At 71.4% G+C, this 18,018-nt stretch carries 14 protein-coding genes; 10 read left to right on the forward strand and 4 right to left on the reverse strand.

The window, feature by feature from the left end; translation table 11 throughout:
* Positions 1 to 241 precede the first annotated feature (241 nt).
* Together ACGFK0_RS09370 and secD are read left to right on the forward strand one after the other, a co-directional pair.
* Entirely contained in the window at positions 242 to 664 is a 423-nt protein-coding gene (locus ACGFK0_RS09370; RefSeq protein ID WP_392902190.1) for a hypothetical protein, read from the forward strand.
* Positions 665 to 727: 63 nt separating this feature from the next.
* A complete protein-coding gene (secD, locus tag ACGFK0_RS09375) occupies positions 728 to 3,007 on the forward strand; it encodes a protein translocase subunit SecD (protein ID WP_392902192.1) in 2,280 nt (759 codons plus the stop codon).
* Between the two features lie 58 nt (positions 3,008 to 3,065).
* On the opposite strand, the gene ACGFK0_RS09380 is transcribed toward secD, so the two are convergent.
* Together ACGFK0_RS09380 and ACGFK0_RS09385 are read right to left on the reverse strand one after the other, a co-directional pair.
* Positions 3,066 to 4,277 (reverse strand): septum formation family protein, encoded by a 1,212-nt coding sequence (locus ACGFK0_RS09380; protein ID WP_392902194.1) that lies wholly within the window; start codon positions 4,275 to 4,277, stop codon positions 3,066 to 3,068.
* A 113-nt stretch (positions 4,278 to 4,390) separates the two neighbouring features.
* The gene (locus tag ACGFK0_RS09385; protein ID WP_392902196.1) at positions 4,391 to 6,277 is read right to left on the reverse strand and encodes a glycoside hydrolase family 15 protein; all 1,887 of its coding nucleotides are present in this window, start codon (positions 6,275 to 6,277) and stop codon (positions 4,391 to 4,393) included.
* A 261-nt stretch (positions 6,278 to 6,538) separates the two neighbouring features.
* Between ACGFK0_RS09385 and ppdK the strand changes: the two genes are divergently transcribed.
* The 6 genes from ppdK to ACGFK0_RS09415 all read left to right on the forward strand — a co-directional run bounded on the left by ppdK (position 6,539) and on the right by ACGFK0_RS09415 (position 14,730).
* Positions 6,539 to 9,241 (forward strand): pyruvate, phosphate dikinase, encoded by a 2,703-nt coding sequence (gene ppdK / locus ACGFK0_RS09390; RefSeq protein ID WP_392902198.1) that lies wholly within the window; start codon positions 6,539 to 6,541, stop codon positions 9,239 to 9,241.
* A gap of 137 nt (positions 9,242 to 9,378) precedes the next feature.
* Positions 9,379 to 10,194 carry a YdcF family protein gene (locus ACGFK0_RS09395; protein WP_392902200.1) on the forward strand — a complete coding sequence of 272 codons (816 nt, stop codon included), beginning with the start codon at positions 9,379 to 9,381 and terminating at the stop codon, positions 10,192 to 10,194.
* 62 nt (positions 10,195 to 10,256) lie between these two features.
* Positions 10,257 to 11,564 carry a deoxyguanosinetriphosphate triphosphohydrolase gene (locus ACGFK0_RS09400; protein ID WP_392902202.1) on the forward strand — a complete coding sequence of 436 codons (1,308 nt, stop codon included), beginning with the start codon at positions 10,257 to 10,259 and terminating at the stop codon, positions 11,562 to 11,564.
* A 126-nt stretch (positions 11,565 to 11,690) separates the two neighbouring features.
* Complete coding sequence (locus tag ACGFK0_RS09405) at positions 11,691 to 12,917, forward strand: NAD(P)/FAD-dependent oxidoreductase (RefSeq protein WP_392902204.1); 1,227 nt, start codon at positions 11,691 to 11,693, stop codon at positions 12,915 to 12,917.
* Positions 12,918 to 12,990: 73 nt separating this feature from the next.
* Entirely contained in the window at positions 12,991 to 14,196 is a 1,206-nt protein-coding gene (locus ACGFK0_RS09410; RefSeq protein WP_392902206.1) for an MFS transporter, read from the forward strand.
* A gap of 81 nt (positions 14,197 to 14,277) precedes the next feature.
* Entirely contained in the window at positions 14,278 to 14,730 is a 453-nt protein-coding gene (locus tag ACGFK0_RS09415; protein ID WP_392902880.1) for a GtrA family protein, read from the forward strand.
* A 71-nt stretch (positions 14,731 to 14,801) separates the two neighbouring features.
* On the opposite strand, the gene ACGFK0_RS09420 is transcribed toward ACGFK0_RS09415, so the two are convergent.
* Entirely contained in the window at positions 14,802 to 15,671 is an 870-nt protein-coding gene (locus ACGFK0_RS09420) for an LLM class F420-dependent oxidoreductase (RefSeq protein WP_392902208.1), read from the reverse strand.
* Between the two features lie 140 nt (positions 15,672 to 15,811).
* Here ACGFK0_RS09420 and ACGFK0_RS09425 point away from each other — a divergent pair, with 140 nt between their 5' ends.
* The gene (locus tag ACGFK0_RS09425) at positions 15,812 to 16,189 is read left to right on the forward strand and encodes a MerR family transcriptional regulator (RefSeq protein WP_392902210.1); all 378 of its coding nucleotides are present in this window, start codon (positions 15,812 to 15,814) and stop codon (positions 16,187 to 16,189) included.
* A 185-nt stretch (positions 16,190 to 16,374) separates the two neighbouring features.
* On the forward strand, positions 16,375 to 16,575 hold the full coding sequence (locus tag ACGFK0_RS09430) for a hypothetical protein (RefSeq protein WP_392902212.1): 201 nt from the start codon (positions 16,375 to 16,377) through the stop codon (positions 16,573 to 16,575).
* A 29-nt stretch (positions 16,576 to 16,604) separates the two neighbouring features.
* Here ACGFK0_RS09430 and ACGFK0_RS09435 read toward each other — a convergent pair whose 3' ends face one another.
* Positions 16,605 to 17,873, reverse strand: a complete 1,269-nt coding sequence (locus ACGFK0_RS09435; protein ID WP_392902214.1) for an ABC transporter ATP-binding protein — start codon at positions 17,871 to 17,873, stop codon at positions 16,605 to 16,607.
* Positions 17,874 to 18,018: the final 145 nt, after the last annotated feature.

Below are 18,018 nucleotides of genomic sequence, written 5' to 3' on the forward strand. Positions count from 1 at the left end.
CGAATCCGGCCTGGCCGGATTGGGACACGCACTGGTGTCTGCAGGTACGGGCGCCGCGACGGGTGGGGCGACGGCATTGTCACGCCGGGTCGCCTTGACGGAGCGCCGCCTCCGTGTTTCGCCGACGAAGCGCGAACCGCTCTCCCGTAATCTGAACCTGCGTTAGTTTGACTGGACCGCCCGCGCCGCCGCCCCGGCATCGCGGGCGGAACGACGACCCACGGACCGAGGGAGGAGCGGAATGCGCGAGCTGCATCGTCCGTCCCTCCCCGTCGCCCGCCTGCTCGTCGTCGCACTGGGTTTCCTCGGGTTCATGGCCGGGCCCGCCGGGTCCGGTACGCAAGGCGGGGCGGCCGCGACCGGGGCCGTCACCGGCGTCCGGACCTGGGTGGCCGAGCACACCTCCACCCGGAACCGGACGTCCGCCAAGCCGCGGCCCGGCGTCCAAGCGCAGACCGTGACCACCGTGGCGGCCCGGCAGGCCATCGCGTCGGCGGTGCCGGACACCCATCCCGCCCCCGCCACGTTCCCCGCGCCCGGCATCGACGTCCGGCCGCCGTCCGCGCGCGTCGTGCGGCTCCCCGCCGCCGCCCTCACCACGCCGGGCGTCGTGCTGAAAGGCGTGCCGCGCGGACGCGCACCGCCCGCGCCCACACGGATCTGAGTCTTTCGTCCGCGGTTCCGCACCCGGCGGTGCGGAACCGAATCCCCGTGTGGAGGTCTCCCTTTGAACCGCGCCAACATGGTGCGGGCGGTACTGGCTCTCGCCATACTCGCCACATCCTTCTACTTCGCCTTTACCGAACCCGCCCGCCTCGGCCTCGACCTGCGCGGCGGCACCCAGATCGTTCTCGAGACGCAGAACTCGCCGACGGTGAAGGCCGACCGGGAGTCCACCGACCGGGCCCTGGAAGTGCTGCGCCGCCGCATCGACGCCCTCGGCGTCGCGGAGTCGTCGATCACCCGGTCCGGCGACCGGCGGATCATCGTCGAACTGCCCGACGTCCAGGACCCGACCCGGGCGACCGAGGCGATCGGCAAGACCGCGCAGCTCACCGCGCACCCCGTGCTCGCCAACACCGGCAAGCCCGACGAGAAGAAGGGCCAGAAGGTCATCCCGGACGAGAGCGGGCAGCCGATCCTCATCGGCCCCCCGGCGCTCACCGGCGAGGGCATCGGCGAGGCGAGCGCCTCCTACGATCCGCAGAACCTCGGCGGCTGGGCCGTCAACGTCGACTTCAAGGGCAGCGGCGGGTCGACCTGGGAGAAGCTGACCGCCAAGGCCGCCTGCGCGACCGGCGACGAGCGCCGGGTCGCGATCGTCCTGGACGGCAAGGTGATCTCCTCGCCGCAGGTCACCCAGAGCGTCGCCTGCGGCATCGGGATCACCGGCGGATCGACCCAGATCACCGGTGACTTCAGTCCCGAGGAGGCCAAGGACCTCGCGGCCCTCATCGAGGGCGGCGCGCTCCCGGTGCCCGTGAAGATCATCGAGCAGCGGGTGGTCGGCCCGACGCTGGGCGACGAGGCGATCGACGCCAGCGCCAAGGCCGCGGTCATCGGCATCATCCTGACCGGGCTGTTCATCATCGCGGTCTACCGCCTCGTCGGCCTGCTCGCCACCGTCGCGCTGGCCGGGTACGCGCTGATCTCCTACGGCGCCCTCGTCGCGATCGGGGCGACGCTGACCTTGCCCGGCCTGGCCGGGTTCGTCCTGGCCATCGGCATGGCGATCGACGCGAACGTGCTCGCCTTCGAACGCGCGAGAGAGGAGGTCGCGGAGCATCCGGGACGACGGGCGCGAACGGCGCTGGCGACCGGGTTCAACAAGGCCTGGTCGGCGATCGCCGACACCGCCGTCACCACGCTGCTCGCCGGTGCGCTCCTGTTCTTCCTCGCCTCCGGCCCGGTGAAGGGCTTCGGTGTCACCCTCACCATCGGTGTGATCGGCTCCCTCATCTCCGCGATGCTGGTGAGCCGCGTCCTCACCGACGCCGCCGCCGCGCGGTTCCCCAAGCTCACCAAGGGCAGGGCGGGCGGTCTCAGCGGCGCCGGGCGCATCAGGCGCTGGCTGGAGGAGAGCGGCCCCGACCTGATGAAGCGCAGGACGCTCTGGCTCGGCATCTCCGGCCTCGCCATCGTCGCCGCCGCGACCGGGATCGTCGTCCAGGGCCTCAACTTCGGAGTGGAGTTCACCGGCGGGCGCATCGTGGAGTACTCCACGAGCCGCCCCATCGACATCGACGTGGCCCGCTCCGCCGTCTCCGACGCCGGATTCCCGCGCGCCATCGTGCAGACCTCGGGGGAGGACGACATCTCCGTCCGGACCTCCGACCTCACCAACCAGGACGTGAAGAACATCCAGGAGGCCCTGGCGGAGAAGGGCGGCGAGGCCACCAAGGAACGCGACGAGCTGATCGGGCCCAGCCTCGGCGACGAACTGCGGAAGAACGCGCTGATCGCCCTCGGTCTCGCCCTGCTCGCGCAGCTCGCCTACCTGACGATCAGGTTCCGCTGGACGTTCGCCGCCGGCGCGGTGGTCGCGATGTTCCACGACATCATGATCGTCACCGGTGTCTTCGCCTGGCTCGGCAAACCGATCGACGGCGTCTTCCTCGCCGCGCTGCTCACGATCATCGGATACTCGGTGAACGACTCGGTCGTCGTGTTCGACCGCATCCGGGAACTGTGGGGCGCCAACCCCAAGGGCCGGTTCGCCGACATCGCGAACCGGGGCACCCTGCAGACCGTCCCGCGGACGATCAACACCGGTATGGGCGCGCTGTTCATCCTGGGGGCGCTGGCCTTCCTCGGCGGTGACTCGCTGACGGACTTCGCCATCGCGCTGCTGATCGGCATCGTCGTCGGGACGTACTCCAGCGTGTTCACCGCGACGCCTGTGGCGATCGTCCTGGAGCGCTTCGCGAAGGCGCCGCCGCCGCAGCCCAAGGACAAGCCCAAGAAGCCGGTCCACCGCACGTCCGACAGCTCGGGCGCCGTCGTCTAGCCGTCCGCCCGTGCCGCCGGTGCCCATCGCGGGCACCGGCGGCACGGCGGCGGCGGGCTCAGCGCGGTACCACCGACCGCTTCAGGAGCCCCCCGTTCGCGCCTGTGACCATGCAGATGATCTGCGTGTTGCCGTACTCCCAGTTCAGACGGTTCGGCCACACGAACCCCGCTTCGACCGGAACCTGCGGTGGATGCTTCCTGAAGAGCTTCTCCGCACGCTTCTCGCACCCGCGGGTCGCCCCTTTCTCGAGCGCCTCCTCCCCGGGGTAGGGGGGAGGAGCACCGGGAAAGTAGTTCTCCTCCGTGGGTATCTGGAAGATGGCGTAGATCTGGATCTCGTGCGGTTCGGTGCAGGAGCCGGCTGTCATGACAATGGCGTCCGTCGCCCAGTCCTTGAGGCAGTCGCCCACCGCGAGTTCCCGGTAGGTCTTGAGGTCGGTGTCCACCGTCGCGACGAGCGGTGACGTGAGCGTTCCGGGGCCGATGTAGTGCGCGGTGCACGTCGCCTTGCGGTCGCCGTTCTCCCAGCTCAGCTCGTCGGGCAACAGGTTGTGGTAGCGCAGATCCCGGAAATGGCGGCTTTTCTGTAGGTAGAGGGTCTGCTGATTGCACAACCGCGTCACAGCTATCTCGACCGCATCGTCGCCCGGGTACGGCTCCTCCGGGAGTGTCGAAGTCGCGATGACCTCGCTGTCATGGGGCTGGGTGCACGGCACCGCGGTGACGAAGCCGGTGCCGTCGCCGATGAAGCAGTCACCGGACCGCAGGGTCGATGCCAGTACCTTGCCGCTCTTGGTGACGCGGCCCTCGTCGTCGCGGTCCACTGAGAACACGGAGGTCACGGTCAGGGCCGCGACGACCACGGCGGCGACGACCCAGACCACCGATGCCGCGAGCCCGCCGATGGCCAGGCCCTTGCCCTTTTCGCCGCGGCGGCCGGTCTGCACGAGTGCGGCGATGGCGAAGCCGACCGCGAGCAGGATCAGGCCGAGGAGCCCGGTGACGAGCGCCACGATGGCGAGCCGGTTCGTCCGGGCGGGGGCGGGCGGAGGCGGTGGCCCCTGGACGCCGGGAGGCGCGCCCCACACCGGTGTTCCCGCGGGCGCGGGTTCGGCGGCGGGCGGTACGTGCTCGTCCGGTGGCGGCGAGCCGGGCGCCGTGTCGTCCGGCACCGTCGTGTCGTCCGGTGCGGGCGCGTCGGGTGGGGCCCATTGGGTGGCCGGTTCTGGGTCGTCCGGGACATCGTCAGAGGGTGGTGGCGTGGTCACGGCCGAACAGTAGGCCGGGAATTCTCGGCAATCGAGGCATTTCCGGCGGATGTCGCAGACTTGTGACCAGGGGGTCGCCGTGGCCGGGGCTGCGGCCCGGCCACGGCGAAGGGTCAGGCCAGGGGCGGCTGGGGTTCGTTGTTCTCCGCCCTGATCACCTGCATGACCGCGTTGATCAGCGCGAGGTGCGTGAACGCCTGCGGGAAGTTGCCGAGGTGGCGCCCGGTGTGCGGGTCGATCTCCTCCGAGTACAGCTGCAGCGGGCTGGCATAGGACAGCAGCTTCTCGCACAGGGCCCGCGCCCGTTCCAGCTCACCGATCATCACCAGCGTGCTGACCAGCCAGAACGAGCAGATCGTGAAGGTGCCCTCCTCCGACTCGAACCCGTCGTCGGTCTCCGCGGCCCGGTAGCGCAGGACGAGGTCGTCCTCCGACAGCTCGTCGGCGATGGCGAGGACGGTCTCGCGGACGCGCTTGTCGTCGGCGGGCAGGAAGCCGAGCATCGGGATCAGCAGCGCCGAGGCGTCCAGTGCCGTCGCGCCGTAATGCGCGGTGAAGACGCCGCGCTCGTCCAGCGCGTTCGCCATCACGTCGGCGTGGATCTCGTCGGCGGCGGCCTGCCAGCGCCGGGCCCGGTCCTGATCGCCGCGGACGCGGGCGAGGCGGGCGCCGCGGTCGGCCGCGACCCAGCAGAAGATCTTGGACGAGGTGAAGTGCTGCGGCTCGCCGCGGACCTCCCACATGCCGCAGTCGGGGGTCCGCCAGGTGGCGAGGGCGTCCTCCACCTGCTTGATGATGATCTTCCAGAGCCGGTCGTCGAGCCGGTCGCGTTTGCGCACGAACAGGTAGATGGAGCCGATGATCGCGCCCCACACGTCGTGCTGCGCCTGCATGTACGCCTCGTTGCCGATGCGGACGGGGCGGGCGTTGTCGTAGCCCGTGAGGTGGTCCAGCGTGGACTCGGGCAGCTCCTCCCGCCCGTCCAGCCCGTACATGATCTGCAGCTTGCCCTCGGCGGCCTCGGCGACATCGGTGATGAAGTAGAAGAAGTCGTTGGCCTCCCAGTCGTAGCCGAGGGTGTAGAACGCCCACAGCGCCATCGTGGAGTCGCGGATCCAGGTGTAGCGGTAGTCCCAGTTCCGGTCGCCGCCCGGCGTCTCCGGCAGCGACGTCGTCGCCGCGGCCGCCACCGCGCCGGAGGGCGCGAACGTCAGGCCCTTGAGGGTGAGGGCGCTGCGCTGCAGATGGCTGCGCCACGGGTGGTCGGGGAAGCGGCCCCGGTCCAGCCAGTGCTGCCAGTGGTGGACCGTCCAGACGAGCCGCTCGTTCGCCTCCTCATAGGACGCGGGCGCCGCGTGCTCGCTCCACGACAGCGCGACGAACCGGGACTCGCCCTGCTTCAGCAGCGTCCGGGACGTCGCGAGCGACCCCTCGAACCCGACGTTCATGTCGGTGCTGAGCCGCAGCCCGACGCCGTTGCCGCGCGCGACGGCCTCGTGGTACCCGGCGCCGGTGTGCTCCCAGCGGGCGGGCGTCTGGCCGTAGTCGAACACCGGCATGCAGTCGAGGCGGACCTGGACCTGGCCGTTCACGCACCGCACCATCCGCAGCAGGACATGGTCGGCGTCGTAGTCCGTCGGGGCCCTGCGGTGCGTGTGGGACCGTTCCGTCTCGTGGTGCCACGGCCCCATCAGAAGCGCGTCCGTCACCACCAGCCAGCCCCCGTGCACCCACCAGGTGGTCTCCATCACCATGGTGCCGGGGATGTACCGCTGCGCGGCGGGCACCTCGACGCCCGCCGGGCCGACCCGGAAGTACCCGGCGTCGCGGTCCAGGATCGACCCGAACACGCTGGGCGAGTCCATCCTGGGCAGGCACATCCACTCGATGTTGCCGCTCGGCGCGACCAGCGCGGTCGTCTCGCAGTCGGACAGGAACCCGAAATCGGCGATGGGGGCGAACGGATCACCCGCCCGGCCGCCGGCGACTCTCGGCCTCATAACCTCACCTCCTTGATCCATCATTCACTCTCCTTGCGATGGGTACGTCGGGGTACCCATTGGAATAGACCACTATCCGGCCGCTGACCTGGGATAACGCTCATCGCGCGACCGGGCGCCGAGCAAGGCCGGACGGCGCGGGTACAGTCCCGGCAAACAGGGCAGCGGACCCGCCGCCGCCTGCGGGAACGCGATGCCGCGTCCCGCCGCGGCGGGTCCGGACCTGCCACTGGGTGGAACCGGAGCGAGAAGGAGCTCCCCGTGCCGAAGTTCGTGTACGACTTCACTGAGGGAAACAAGGACCTCAAGGATCTGCTGGGCGGCAAGGGCGCCAACCTGGCCGAGATGACCAACCTCGGACTGCCCGTCCCTCCCGGGTTCACGATCACCGCGGAGGCCTGCCGGTACTACCTCGAGCACGGGAACCTGCCCGAGGGGCTGGCGGACGAGGTGAACGCGCACCTGGCCGCCCTCGAGTCCGCGATGGGCAAGAAGCTCGGCCAGAGCGACGACCCGCTCCTGGTCAGCGTGCGTTCCGGCGCCAAGTTCAGCATGCCGGGCATGATGGAGACCGTCCTCAACGTCGGGCTGAACGACGAGTCGGTGCACGGTCTGGCCGCGCAGGCGGGGGACGAGCGGTTCGCCTGGGACTCCTACCGCCGGCTGATCCAGATGTTCGGCAAGACCGTCCTGGACATCGACGGCGACCTGTTCGAGGAGGCCGTCGAGGACGTCAAGCGCGCCCGGGGCAGCGATGACGACGTCGACCTGACCGCCGAGGACTTCAAAGAGCTGGTCGGCCGGTTCAAGGGGATCGTCCGGGAGCGGGCGGGGAGGGATTTCCCGACCGACCCGCGCGAGCAGATGGACCTGGCCGTCAAGGCGGTGTTCGACTCCTGGAACGCGCCCCGCGCGATCCTGTACCGCCGCCAGGAGCGCATCCCCGTCGACCTCGGCACCGCCGTCAACATCTGCTCGATGGTGTTCGGCAACATGGGCATGGACTCCGGGACGGGCGTCGCCTTCACCCGCGACCCCGCGTCCGGGCAGCAGGGCATCTACGGTGACTACCTGCAGAACGCGCAGGGCGAGGACGTCGTCGCCGGCATCCGCAACACCGTCCCGCTGACGGACCTGGAGCGGATCGACAAGGCGTCCTACGACCGGCTTCTCGAGATCATGGAGACGCTGGAGAACCACTACCGCGACATGTGCGACATCGAGTTCACGATCGAGCGCGGGAAGCTGTGGATGCTGCAGACCCGGGTCGGCAAGCGGACCGCGGCCGCGGCGTTCCGCATCGCCTGCCAGCTCCTCGACCAGGATCTCATCGACGTGGACGAGGCCGCCCGCCGCGTCACCGGCGACCAGCTCGCCCAGCTCATGTTCCCCCGCTTCGCCAGCAGGGTCGAGGGCGTCCGGAAGCTGACGAAGGGCATGAACGCATCCCCGGGTGCGGCCGTCGGCAAGGCGGTGTTCACCTCCGAGCGCGCGGTGGAGCTGGCGGGGAGGGGCGAGGACGTGATCCTCGTCCGCCGCGAGACCAACCCTGACGACCTCGCCGGCATGGTCGCGGCCAGGGGCGTCCTGACGTCCCGCGGCGGCAAGACCTCGCACGCCGCCGTCGTCGCCCGCGGCATGGGCAAGACCTGCGTCTGCGGCGCCGAGGAGCTGGACGTCGACGTCAAGAACGGGCACTTCACCGCACCCGGCGACGTGACGGTCGGCGAGGGCGACGTCATCTCGATCGACGGGACGTCCGGGGACGTGTACCTCGGCGAGGTACCCGTCGAGGACTCGCCCGTCGTCCGGTACTTCGAGGGCGAGCTGTCCATCGAGGAGGGCGGCGACCTCGTCAAGGCCGTCGACCGCGTCATGCGGCACGCCGACTCGCGGGCCGCGCTGAGGGTCCGCGCGAACGCCGACAACGCCGAGGACTCCGCGCGGGCCCGCCGGTTCGGCGCCGCCGGCATCGGGCTGTGCCGCACCGAGCACATGTTCCTCGGCGACCGGCGGCAGCTCATCGAGAAGCTCGTCCTCGCCGGGGACGACGTGGAGCGGCAGGCCGCGCTGGACGCCCTGGAGCCGCTGCAGAGGAGCGACTTCGAAGGCATCTTCGAGGCCATGGACGGACTGCCGGTCACGATCCGGCTGATCGACCCGCCGCTGCACGAATTCCTCCCCGACATCACCGAGCTGTCGGTCAGGGTCGCTCTCGCGGGCGACGACGCGGACGCCAAGGACCGGAGACTGCTCGAAGCAGTCAACCGACTGCACGAGCAGAACCCTATGCTGGGCCTGCGCGGCGTGCGGCTCGGTTTGGCGATTCCGGGACTGTTCGGCATGCAGGTCCGCGCGATCGCCGAGGCCGCGGCGGCGCGGCGCCGTGCGGGCGGTGACCCGCGTCCCGAGATCATGATCCCGCTCGTCGGTGCCGTGCAGGAGCTGGAGGCCGTCCGCGACGAGGCCCGCGCCATCCTGGACGGTGTGAGGGAGGCCACCGGGGTCGACGTCCCGGCGCTGATCGGCACCATGATCGAGCTGCCGCGGGCCGCGCTGACCGCGGGCCAGATCGCCGAGGCCGCCGAGTTCTTCTCCTTCGGAACCAACGACCTCACCCAGACGACCTGGGGTTTCTCCCGCGACGACGTCGAGGCCGCGTTCTTCGGCCGCTACCTGGAACTCGGGATCTTCGGGGTGTCGCCGTTCGAGACCCTCGACCGCGACGGGGTGGGGCGGCTCGTCCGCATCGCCGCCGAGGAGGGCCGCAAAGCGCGCCCTGGCATCAAGCTCGGCATCTGCGGCGAGCACGGCGGCGACCCTGACTCGGTGCACTTCTGCCACGAGGTCGGACTCGACTACGTGTCCTGCTCGCCGTTCCGCATCCCCATCGCCCGGCTGGAGGCCGGCCGTGCCGCGATCGCGGCGGCGGGCGGCCCGTCCGGGGGCGGCGACAGCCGCTGACACCCGTCCCTGCGGCCGGTCCCCGCACGCCCTTCCGTGCGCGGGGACCGGCCGCCCGGACGGAGCCGGGACGGCGGGCACGCCGCCGGCGCGAACTCGGGCGCTCCGCGAGCCATCTGACTAACGTGGTCGAACCGATGACGTTGGAAGAGGAATTGCCGAAGTCCCAGACCGAGGACCACGGGCCGGACGAGCCGGACGAGCCCGGGGAGCGGCCGCGCCGCAGGCGCAGGAGGCCGCTCTGGTTCACGATCCCGATGAGCGTCGTCCTCGGGCTGCTCGCGATCGCCGTGCTGACGCCCCTCACCGTCGGGACGCGAATCTGGTACCAGGCCCGCCAGGACGAGCGGCCCCGCTCCGACGCGATCATCGTCCTCGGCGCCGCGCAGTACAACGGGGTGCCGTCCCCGACGCTGAAATGGCGGCTCCAGCACGCCCTCGACCTCTACCGCGACGGTGTCGCGCCCGCCATCGTCACCGTCGGCGGCAAGGCCCCCGGCGACAACTACACCGAGGCCGGCTCCGGCCGCACCTGGCTGATCGAGGAGGGCGGGGTGCCCGCCGGCAAGGTCTTCGCGGTGCCCGTCGGGCGGGACACGCTGGAGAGCATGCGGGCCGTCGGCCGGGAGTTCGACCGGCACCGCTGGTCGTCCGCCGTGATCGTCACCGATCCGTGGCACGGGCTGCGGTCGAAGAAGATGGCCGAGGACAACGGCATCGAGGCGGCCGCCTCCCCGACCCGCAGCGGCCCCAGCGTCCAGACCCGCGAGACCCAGCTCGACTACATCGTCCGGGAGACCGGCGCGTACCTGTCGTACGTGCTGCTGGGCAAGAGCGTGCGGCCGCCGAGCGAGACCGTCAAGCGCATCCACATCGACCCGTCCGGGACGCCGCCGCCCTCATCCACGGCGCCGGCGCCGGCGCCGTCGTCCGGTCCGCCGCCGAGCCGCTGACACTCCGGGGCCTCCCAAAGGTCAACGGAACGTCATCGTGCCCGCATACCCTGGATAGGGACATGACGAGCAACCCCATTCACGGCGACTCCGGCCCCTACTCGGCGCGCGACAGGAAACGCTGGGCACCCGAGCCCGCCAAGCGGCGCGACCGGACGGCGTTCGAACGCGACCGCGCCCGCGTCCTGCACAGTGCCGCCCTGCGGCGGCTGGCCGCCAAGACGCAGGTCGCCTCGCCGGGCGCGGACGCCGGCTCCGACACCGTGCAGAGCCTGCGCACCCGGCTGACCCACTCGCTCGAATGCGCCCAGGTCGGCCGTGAGCTGGGCAAGTCCCTCGGCTGCGACCCCGACCTGGTGGAGGCGGCGTGCCTGTCCCACGACATCGGGCACCCGCCGTTCGGGCACAACGGCGAGTCCGCGCTCGACGTCGTCGCGCGCGACTGCGGCGGCTTCGAGGGCAACGCGCAGAGCCTGCGCATCCTGACCCGGCTGGAGCCGAAGTCGTTCGCGGTGGACGGCCCGCCCCTGCACGGCCGCAGCGTCGGCCTCAACCTGACCCGTGCCGCGCTTGACGGTGTGATGAAATATCCGTGGAGCAAGGACTCCTCCCGGGCTCGGGGTCCCCGCGCAAGCGGGGTTGGCCCGTTCGGCGTGTACGACGACGACACGGATGTCGCGAACTGGGTCCGGGAGGGGGCTCCAGAGGGCCGTCCGTGCTTCGAGGCGCAGGTCATGGACTGGAGCGACGACGTCGCCTACTCCGTCCACGACCTGGAGGACGCGCTGGTCGCCGGGCACATCGACTTCGCCCGGCTCGCCGACCCCGCCGAGCGCCGCCTCGTCGCCGCCACCGCGATCAAGCTGTACTGCCCCGACGCCGACCTGCCCGAGCTGGAGGAGCGCTTCGCCGTGCTGCTCGCCGAGCCGTACTGGCCCGACCGCTACGACGGGACGCCGCGGAGCCTGGCCGCCCTCAAGAACCTGACCAGCACGCTGATCGGGCGGTTCTGCGTGGCCGCCGAGACCGCCACCCGCGACGCCTACGGGGACCGCCCGCTGACCCGGTACGCGGCGGAGCTGATCGTCCCGCGCGCGCAGCGGCTGGAGAACGCCCTGCTCAAGGGGATCACCGCGCACTACGTGTGGATCAGCCACGAGGAGATCAGGGCCCGGCAGCGGACACTGATCACCGAGCTGGCCGAGATGATGCTCGCCGGCGCGCCCGGAACCCTCGAACCCGGCTTCCGCGCCGCGTTCGAGGACGCCGGCGACGACGCGGGCCGGCTCCGCGCCGTCATCGACCAGGTCGCCTCGCTGACCGACGTGTCCGCGATGGCGCGGCACCGCGTGCTGGCCGACGGTTCCTGATCGCCGCCCGCGGGCTCCGCGAGCCGGTCTCCGAGCGGAATATGCATCGACGCGCGCATCGATGGCCCTTGTCTCGTTACAGACGCCGCTGTAGGGATAGCTACAGGTCGACTACAGGAGGTTGTCATGCCCGAGGAGACGTTCGTCATCGTCGGTGCCGGCCTGGCGGGTGCCAAGGCGGCGGAGACGCTCCGCGACGAGGGCTTCGCGGGCAGAGTGCTGCTCTTCGGGGACGAGATCGAGCGGCCGTACGAGCGGCCTCCGCTGTCCAAGGGGTTCCTGCTGGACAAGGAACCGCGTGAGAAGGCACACGTCCACGAGGCGGACTGGTACGACAAGCACGACGTGGAACTGCGGCTGGGCGCCTCCGTCGCCTCGATCGACCGGGACGCGCACCAGGTGCGCCTGTCCACGAAGGAGCCGATCGGGTACACCAGGCTGCTGCTGGCGACCGGCGCGTCCCCGAGGCGGCTGGACGTGCCGGGCTCCAAGCTACAGGGCATCCACTACCTGCGGACCATGGCGGACTCGGCGGCGCTGAAGCAGGCCCTCGCGCACGGCGGCCGCCGGGTCGTGGTGGCCGGGGCGGGCTGGATCGGGCTGGAGACGGCCGCCGCCGCCCGCTCCCACGGCAACGACGTGACGATCATCGATCCGGAGCCGACGCCGCTGCACGCCGCCATGGGCCCCGAACTGGGCGGGATGTTCGGCGACCTGCACCGCGCGCACGGCGTCGACCTCCGGCTCGACCAGGGCGTCGCCGGGTTCTGGGGCGCCGGGCAGGTGTCGGCGGTCGTCACCTCCGGCGGCGCCGAGATCCCGGCGGACGTCGTGATCGTCGGCATCGGGGTCCGGCCCGACACCCGGCTCGCCGAGGAGGCCGGGCTGGAGGTCTCCGACGGGATCCTCGTCGACCAGTCGCTGCGCACCTCGGACCCCGACGTCTTCGCGGCCGGGGACGTCGCCAACGCCTACAACCCGCTGCTCGGCCGCCGCCTCCGGGTGGAGCACTGGGCGAACGCGCTGAACTCCGGGCCCGCCGCGGCCCGCGCCATGCTCGGGCAGGACGTCGTCTACGACCGCATCCCGTACTTCTTCAGCGACCAGTACGACCTCGGCATGGAGATGTCCGGTACCGCGTCGCCGGGGGAGTACGACGAGGTCGTGTACCGCGGGGACGTCGCGTCCCGGGAGTTCATCGCGTTCTGGCTGTCCGGCGGCCGGGTCGTCGCCGGTATGAACGTCAACGTGTGGGACGTCACCGGGGACGTCCAGGCGCTGATCCGCTCCGGGGCCCCGGTGGACGCCGCGCGCCTGGCCGATCCCGGTGTGCCGCTCGCCGAGGTGGCCTGAGCCCGCGATGCGGCGGCCGGCGGCCGCCCCGGGCGGGGTCTGGCGTGCGGGTCTGCCACGTACAGTCTGGTGAGTGGTCACGGACAAGATCGCGACGCTGGGCCGGGCGCGGATCGCCGTCACGGTGGCGTTCGCCGCGCACGGCCTGCTGTCCGCCGCCTGGGTCGTCCGCATCCCGCAGATCAAGGAGCATCTCGGGCTGAGCGAGGGTTCGATGGGTGTCGCCCTGCTGGGCGCGCCCATCGGCGTCGTGGCCGCGGTGCGGTTCGCGGGACGGATCGTCGCGCGGTGGGGCAGCCGGGCGACGACGATCGCCGCCGGGGTCGCGGGCGCGGTGTCGCTGATCCCGCTGGGGCTCGCCTGGAACCTCGGCGCGCTGATCTTCGCCCTGCTGCTGCTCGGCGCCTCGCTGGGCCTGATGGACGTGGCGATGAACGCCCAGGGGGTCGCCGTCGAGCGGGCCTACGGGCGGCCGCTGATGTCGGGCCTGCACGGCTCGTACAGCATCGGGGCGCTGCTGGCCGCGCTGGCCGGCTCCGGTGCGGCGTACGCCGGTGTTCCCGTCCCGCTGCATCTGGCGGCCGCTGCCACGGTGCTGACCGCGCTGCTGGCGATCGGCTGCCGCGACCTGCTGGACCGCTCGGCCGACGCCCTCCCCGGACTCGCGGAGCATGTCGAGCCCGCCGAGCGTGCCCCCGCCCCCGTCGCCGGATCGTCGTCCCGCTGGCTGCTGGTCATGCTCGGGGTCATCGGGCTGTGCTCGTTCGTCGGCGAGGGCGCCATGGCCGACTGGAGCGCGATCTACCTGCGGGAGAACCTCGGCACCGGTCCCGGCTTCGCCGGCCTCGGCTACGCCGGATGCGCGGTCGCGATGACCGCCGGACGGCTCGCCGGTGACCGGGTCGTCGCGCGGTTCGGTCCCGTCCCGGTGCTGCGGGCCGGGTCGCTGCTCGCCGCGCTGGGGCTCGGGTCCGGGCTCGCCGCGGGGCACCCGGTGGCCGCCGTGGCCGGCTTCACGCTGTTCGGCCTGGGCGTCGCCGTCGTGGCGCCCGTGACGTTCAGCGCCGCCGGGAACATTCCCGGCGTCCCCGCCGCGACCGGGATCTCGCGGGTCACGGGGGTCGGCTACCTCGGGCTGCTCGGCGGCCCGCCCGTCATCGGATTCGCCGCGCAGGGCGTGGGGCTCGCGTGGGCGCTGGCCGTCCCGGTCGGGCTGGTCGGGCTGATCGTCCTGCTGGCCCCGGCGACCTCCTGCGCCGCCGTCCCGGCGGAGCGCTGAGCCGCGGCGGTGTTGATCTTTTGGTGGGGTTGTGCGGTTCGCATATGTCCTACTCAGGTAAGGTCTGGGCGAGTGAGCACCATGCAGCGGTCAAGACCCGTCAAAACGGTCGAGACCGCCCAGGCGTACCGAAATTTCCTCAGTGAGCTGCTCAGTTTCGGCTTCGTGGGAGTCGTCGGCACGCTGATCATGATCCTCGGCGCCAACCTGATGCGCGCCCTGCTCGGCGGCAGCCCCGTCACGAGCGTCGTCGTGCCGACCGTGGTGTCCACACTGGCCTCGTACCTGCTCAACCGGTTCTGGGTGTTCCGCCACCGGGACAGCGACGGCTCCGGCCGCGAGGTCGCGATCTTCTTCGCGCTGAACGGCGTCGGGCTGCTCATCCAGGTGCTGTGCACCGGCTTCACCTACTACACCCTCGGGCTCCACGGCGGAGTCGCCTACAACGGCGGGCTGCTGGCGGGCGTCGCGTTCGGCGCCGCGTTCCGCTACTGGTCGTACAAGAAGTGGGTCTTCACCCCGGTGGCCGCCTGATCACGTGATCGCGCCGGGGCGCTCGGCGGATCGACGGAAGAGCCGAGATCGCCGAGTTCTCCCGGGCCGACTCAGCGTCCGGCCGGGACGGTCTTCCCCGTCTGCGTCAGCGCCTCGCCGAGGACGCCCGCCAGGTCCTGGCCGGTGCCCTGGGAGAAGATCGCGTGGTCGATGCCGCGCTCCGCCAGGCTCCCGATGGTGTCCACGGCCTCGTCCACCGACGGCGTGCCCTCGAAGTAGCCCAGCGAGGTCTTCTCGATCTCGGCGTAGTCGCGTCCCTCGCGCTCGCAGTGCCCGCGCAGCACGTCCAGCTTGCGCGGCAGCTCCGGGCCGTCGAAGAGGTTGCACGCGTCGGCGTACCTGGCGACGAACCGCAGTGTCTTCTGCTCGCCTCCACCGCCGATCAGGATCGGCGGATGCGGCGAGTTCAGCGCGGGCGGCGAGTTCAGCGGCCGCTCCAGCGTGAAGTGCCCGCCTTCGAACGCCGACTCGTCGCCGTTCCACATCCGGTGGGCGATCTGCAGCGTCTCCTCCAGCCGCTCGAACCGCTCCGCCGTGGGCGGGAACGGGACGCCGAGGCCCCGCGACTCCTCCTCGTACCAGGCCGCGCCGATGCCCAGCCAGGCGCGGCCGCCCGACAGCACGTCCAGCGTGGTCACGGTCTTGACCAGGAGGCCGGGATGCCGGTACGTCACGCCGGTGACCATCGTCCCGAGCGTGATGCGCTCGGTCAGCGCGGCGGCGTAGGCGAGCGCGGAGTAGCTCTCCAGCATCGGTTCCTCCGGGGCGCCCACCATCCCGATCTGGAAGAAGTGGTCCATCACCCACAGCGAATGCAGCCCCGCCTGGTCCGCCTCCCGGGCGATACGGCCGTAGACCGGGCCGATCTGCCCGGGGCCGCCGGGGAAGGTGAAGCTGGGGACCTGAAGTCCAACGCGCATGGCAGATCCTTCTCGTTCCTCGATGCCGGGTTCACCTCGTGGTCTTCCCACTGTGCGGCCTGGAGTGCGCTCCGGGTCAAACGCGGTGCCGGGCGGCGGGCGTTGACCTGGAGTGCCCTCCAGGTGAAATCCTGGAGGGCGTGAGCGCCTACTCTCCCGCCGAGACCGCCGAGAAGAGCGGCTTCAGCATCGACACGCTGCGGTACTACGAGAAGATCGGGCTCCTCCCCGGCATCGCGCGGAACGCGTCCGGACGGCGCGTGTTCAGCGACGGCGACCTCCAGTGGCTCGGCATGCTGCGGTGCCTGCGCGAGACCGGCATGCCGATCGCCGAGATGCTCCGGTACACGGAGCTGGCCCGCGGCGGCGACGGGACGGCGCAGGAGCGGCTCGAACTGCTGCAGGACCACGACCGCCGGGTGGAGGAGCAGATCACCAGGCTGCGCGAGCAGCAGGAGCACATCCAGTGGAAGATCCGCCTCTACAGCGGCGAGGTCCGCGCGAGCCTGCCCGCCTGACGGCTCAGCGCCAGGACGGGGACCGGCCCAGGAGGGTCAGCAGGCGGTCCCCGGGGGCCGCGTCCGCGGCGGCCCGCCGTTTCGGGGCGAACGACTCGCCGGGGCCCCGGCCGTCGCCGGGGATGATGGCGGCGACCTTGAGGGACGCGTCGACGAGGTCCTCGCCGGGCTCCCACGGGACATCGATGGTCGCGGCGACGTCCCACGCGTGGACGACCAGGTCGACGAAATGGAAGCTGATCGCCAGGGCGGCCGGGAAGGCGCCGCCGGAGTTCGCCGTGTCCGGCCCACCGGTCCGGGGCCTGGTCCTCGGCTACGGCGCCGTCACGGCGCCCGAGATCGGCGAGGGGTTCCGCCGGTTCCGCCGGTTCGTCGGTGCCCGATGACCGCGCCCGCCGGGGGGCCGGGTCCGGCCCTACCGGTTGACGGGCGTGACGCGGTGCCCGTCGGCGCCGAAGAACAGGACGCGGTCGAGGTCGACCCTCAGCGCGACGTGGTCGCCGCGGTTCGGGCGGTTGCCGGGCGCGATGCGGAACACCAGGTCGGAGCGGCGGTGGTGGCCGGCGTGCTCCTCGACCGGCTCCTCGGGGGCCGGCCTGCCGAGCATGTCTCGCAGCCGGTCGCGCAGCCCGGGCTGCCCGGGCCGGGTCTCGGGCCGCGGCGGCCGTCCCACCTCGGTCGCGTCGATGCAGGGGATGCCCGCCTCGGCGTAGGCGAGCCACTCGTGCCCATGGAACTCCAGGGCGCGGACCTGGCCGGACAGGACGGTCCCATGCGGTGCCGGCGCGCCCGGCGCGATCGGCATCAGCGTGTCCGGGCGGATCCCGACGATCACGGTCTGGCCGTGGTGGCTGATCAGCGACGACGCCCGGGGATCGTTCCACGGGACGCTCAGCCGCTGCGGGCCGAAGTCGAGCAGCAGTCCTTCGCCCTCGACGGCCCACAGGGTGGCGTGCAGCAGGTTGATCGGCGGCGAGCTGAGGAACGCGGCCACGAACACCGTCGCCGGGTCCTCGTAGATCTGCTCGGGGTTGCCGACGTCCTCCAGCACGCCGTCCCGCAGTACCGCCATCCGGTCGGCCATCGTCATGGCCTCGACCTGGTCGTGCGTGACGTAGACGGTGGTGGTGCCGGTGGAGCGCACCAGCGCGGCGATCTCGACGCGCAGTTCGGTGCGCAGCCCGGCGTCCAGGCTCGACAGCGGCTCGTCCATCAGGAACAGCGACGGCTCCCGGATCAGCGCCCGCCCGATCGCGGCCCGCTGCCGCTGGCCGCCGGACAGCGTGCCCGGCATCCGGTCGATCATGCTGTTGATGCCGAGCGCGCGCGCCAGCTCGACCACCTTTGCGCTGGCTTCGGCGCGGTCGTCGCCCGACACCTCAAGGGGGAACATCATGTTGCCCTTGACCGTGCGGTGCGGGTAGAGCGCGCCCTCCTGGAAGACCATCGCCACGTTCCGCTCGCGCGGCGGCAGTTCGTTGGCGACCGATCCGTTCAGCCACAGGTCGCCGCCGGTGATCTCCTCCAGCCCGGCGATCATGCGCAGGATGGTGGACTTGCCGCACCCGGAGGGTCCGAGGAGGACGAACAGCTCGCCGTCGTTGATGCGCAAACGGACATTTCGGACGGCGACCTGTCCGCTCGGGTACACCTTGTCGACGCCGTCAAGCACAACATCCGTCATCCGGTCCACCTGGGTGTGAGCAAAATCTCGATCTGTCATCACATCGCTTGTTGATGCAGGTTGTCCAGAGTGAATCCGCTCTTACCGACCGCCGATCCGGCCGAGTCCGGCCATGGAACGCCGAATTTCGGTCACCCCAGGAGGA

The sequence above is a fragment of the Spirillospora sp. NPDC048823 genome, assembly GCF_043198445.1.
Lineage (GTDB): Bacteria > Actinomycetota > Actinomycetes > Streptosporangiales > Streptosporangiaceae > Spirillospora.

Coding starts and splice junctions, on each gene's coding strand:
- ACGFK0_RS09370 (WP_392902190.1), top strand. CDS start 242: ATGCGCGAGCTGCATCGTCCGTCCCTCCCCGTCGCCCGCCTGCTCGTC.
- ACGFK0_RS09385 (WP_392902196.1), bottom strand. CDS start 6,277: ATGAGGCCGAGAGTCGCCGGCGGCCGGGCGGGTGATCCGTTCGCCCCC.
- ACGFK0_RS09395 (WP_392902200.1), top strand. CDS start 9,379: ATGACGTTGGAAGAGGAATTGCCGAAGTCCCAGACCGAGGACCACGGG.
- ACGFK0_RS09400 (WP_392902202.1), top strand. CDS start 10,257: ATGACGAGCAACCCCATTCACGGCGACTCCGGCCCCTACTCGGCGCGC.
- ACGFK0_RS09405 (WP_392902204.1), top strand. CDS start 11,691: ATGCCCGAGGAGACGTTCGTCATCGTCGGTGCCGGCCTGGCGGGTGCC.
- ACGFK0_RS09415 (WP_392902880.1), top strand. CDS start 14,278: ATGCAGCGGTCAAGACCCGTCAAAACGGTCGAGACCGCCCAGGCGTAC.
- ACGFK0_RS09420 (WP_392902208.1), bottom strand. CDS start 15,671: ATGCGCGTTGGACTTCAGGTCCCCAGCTTCACCTTCCCCGGCGGCCCC.
- ACGFK0_RS09430 (WP_392902212.1), top strand. CDS start 16,375: ATGGTCGCGGCGACGTCCCACGCGTGGACGACCAGGTCGACGAAATGG.
- ACGFK0_RS09435 (WP_392902214.1), bottom strand. CDS start 17,873: ATGACGGATGTTGTGCTTGACGGCGTCGACAAGGTGTACCCGAGCGGA.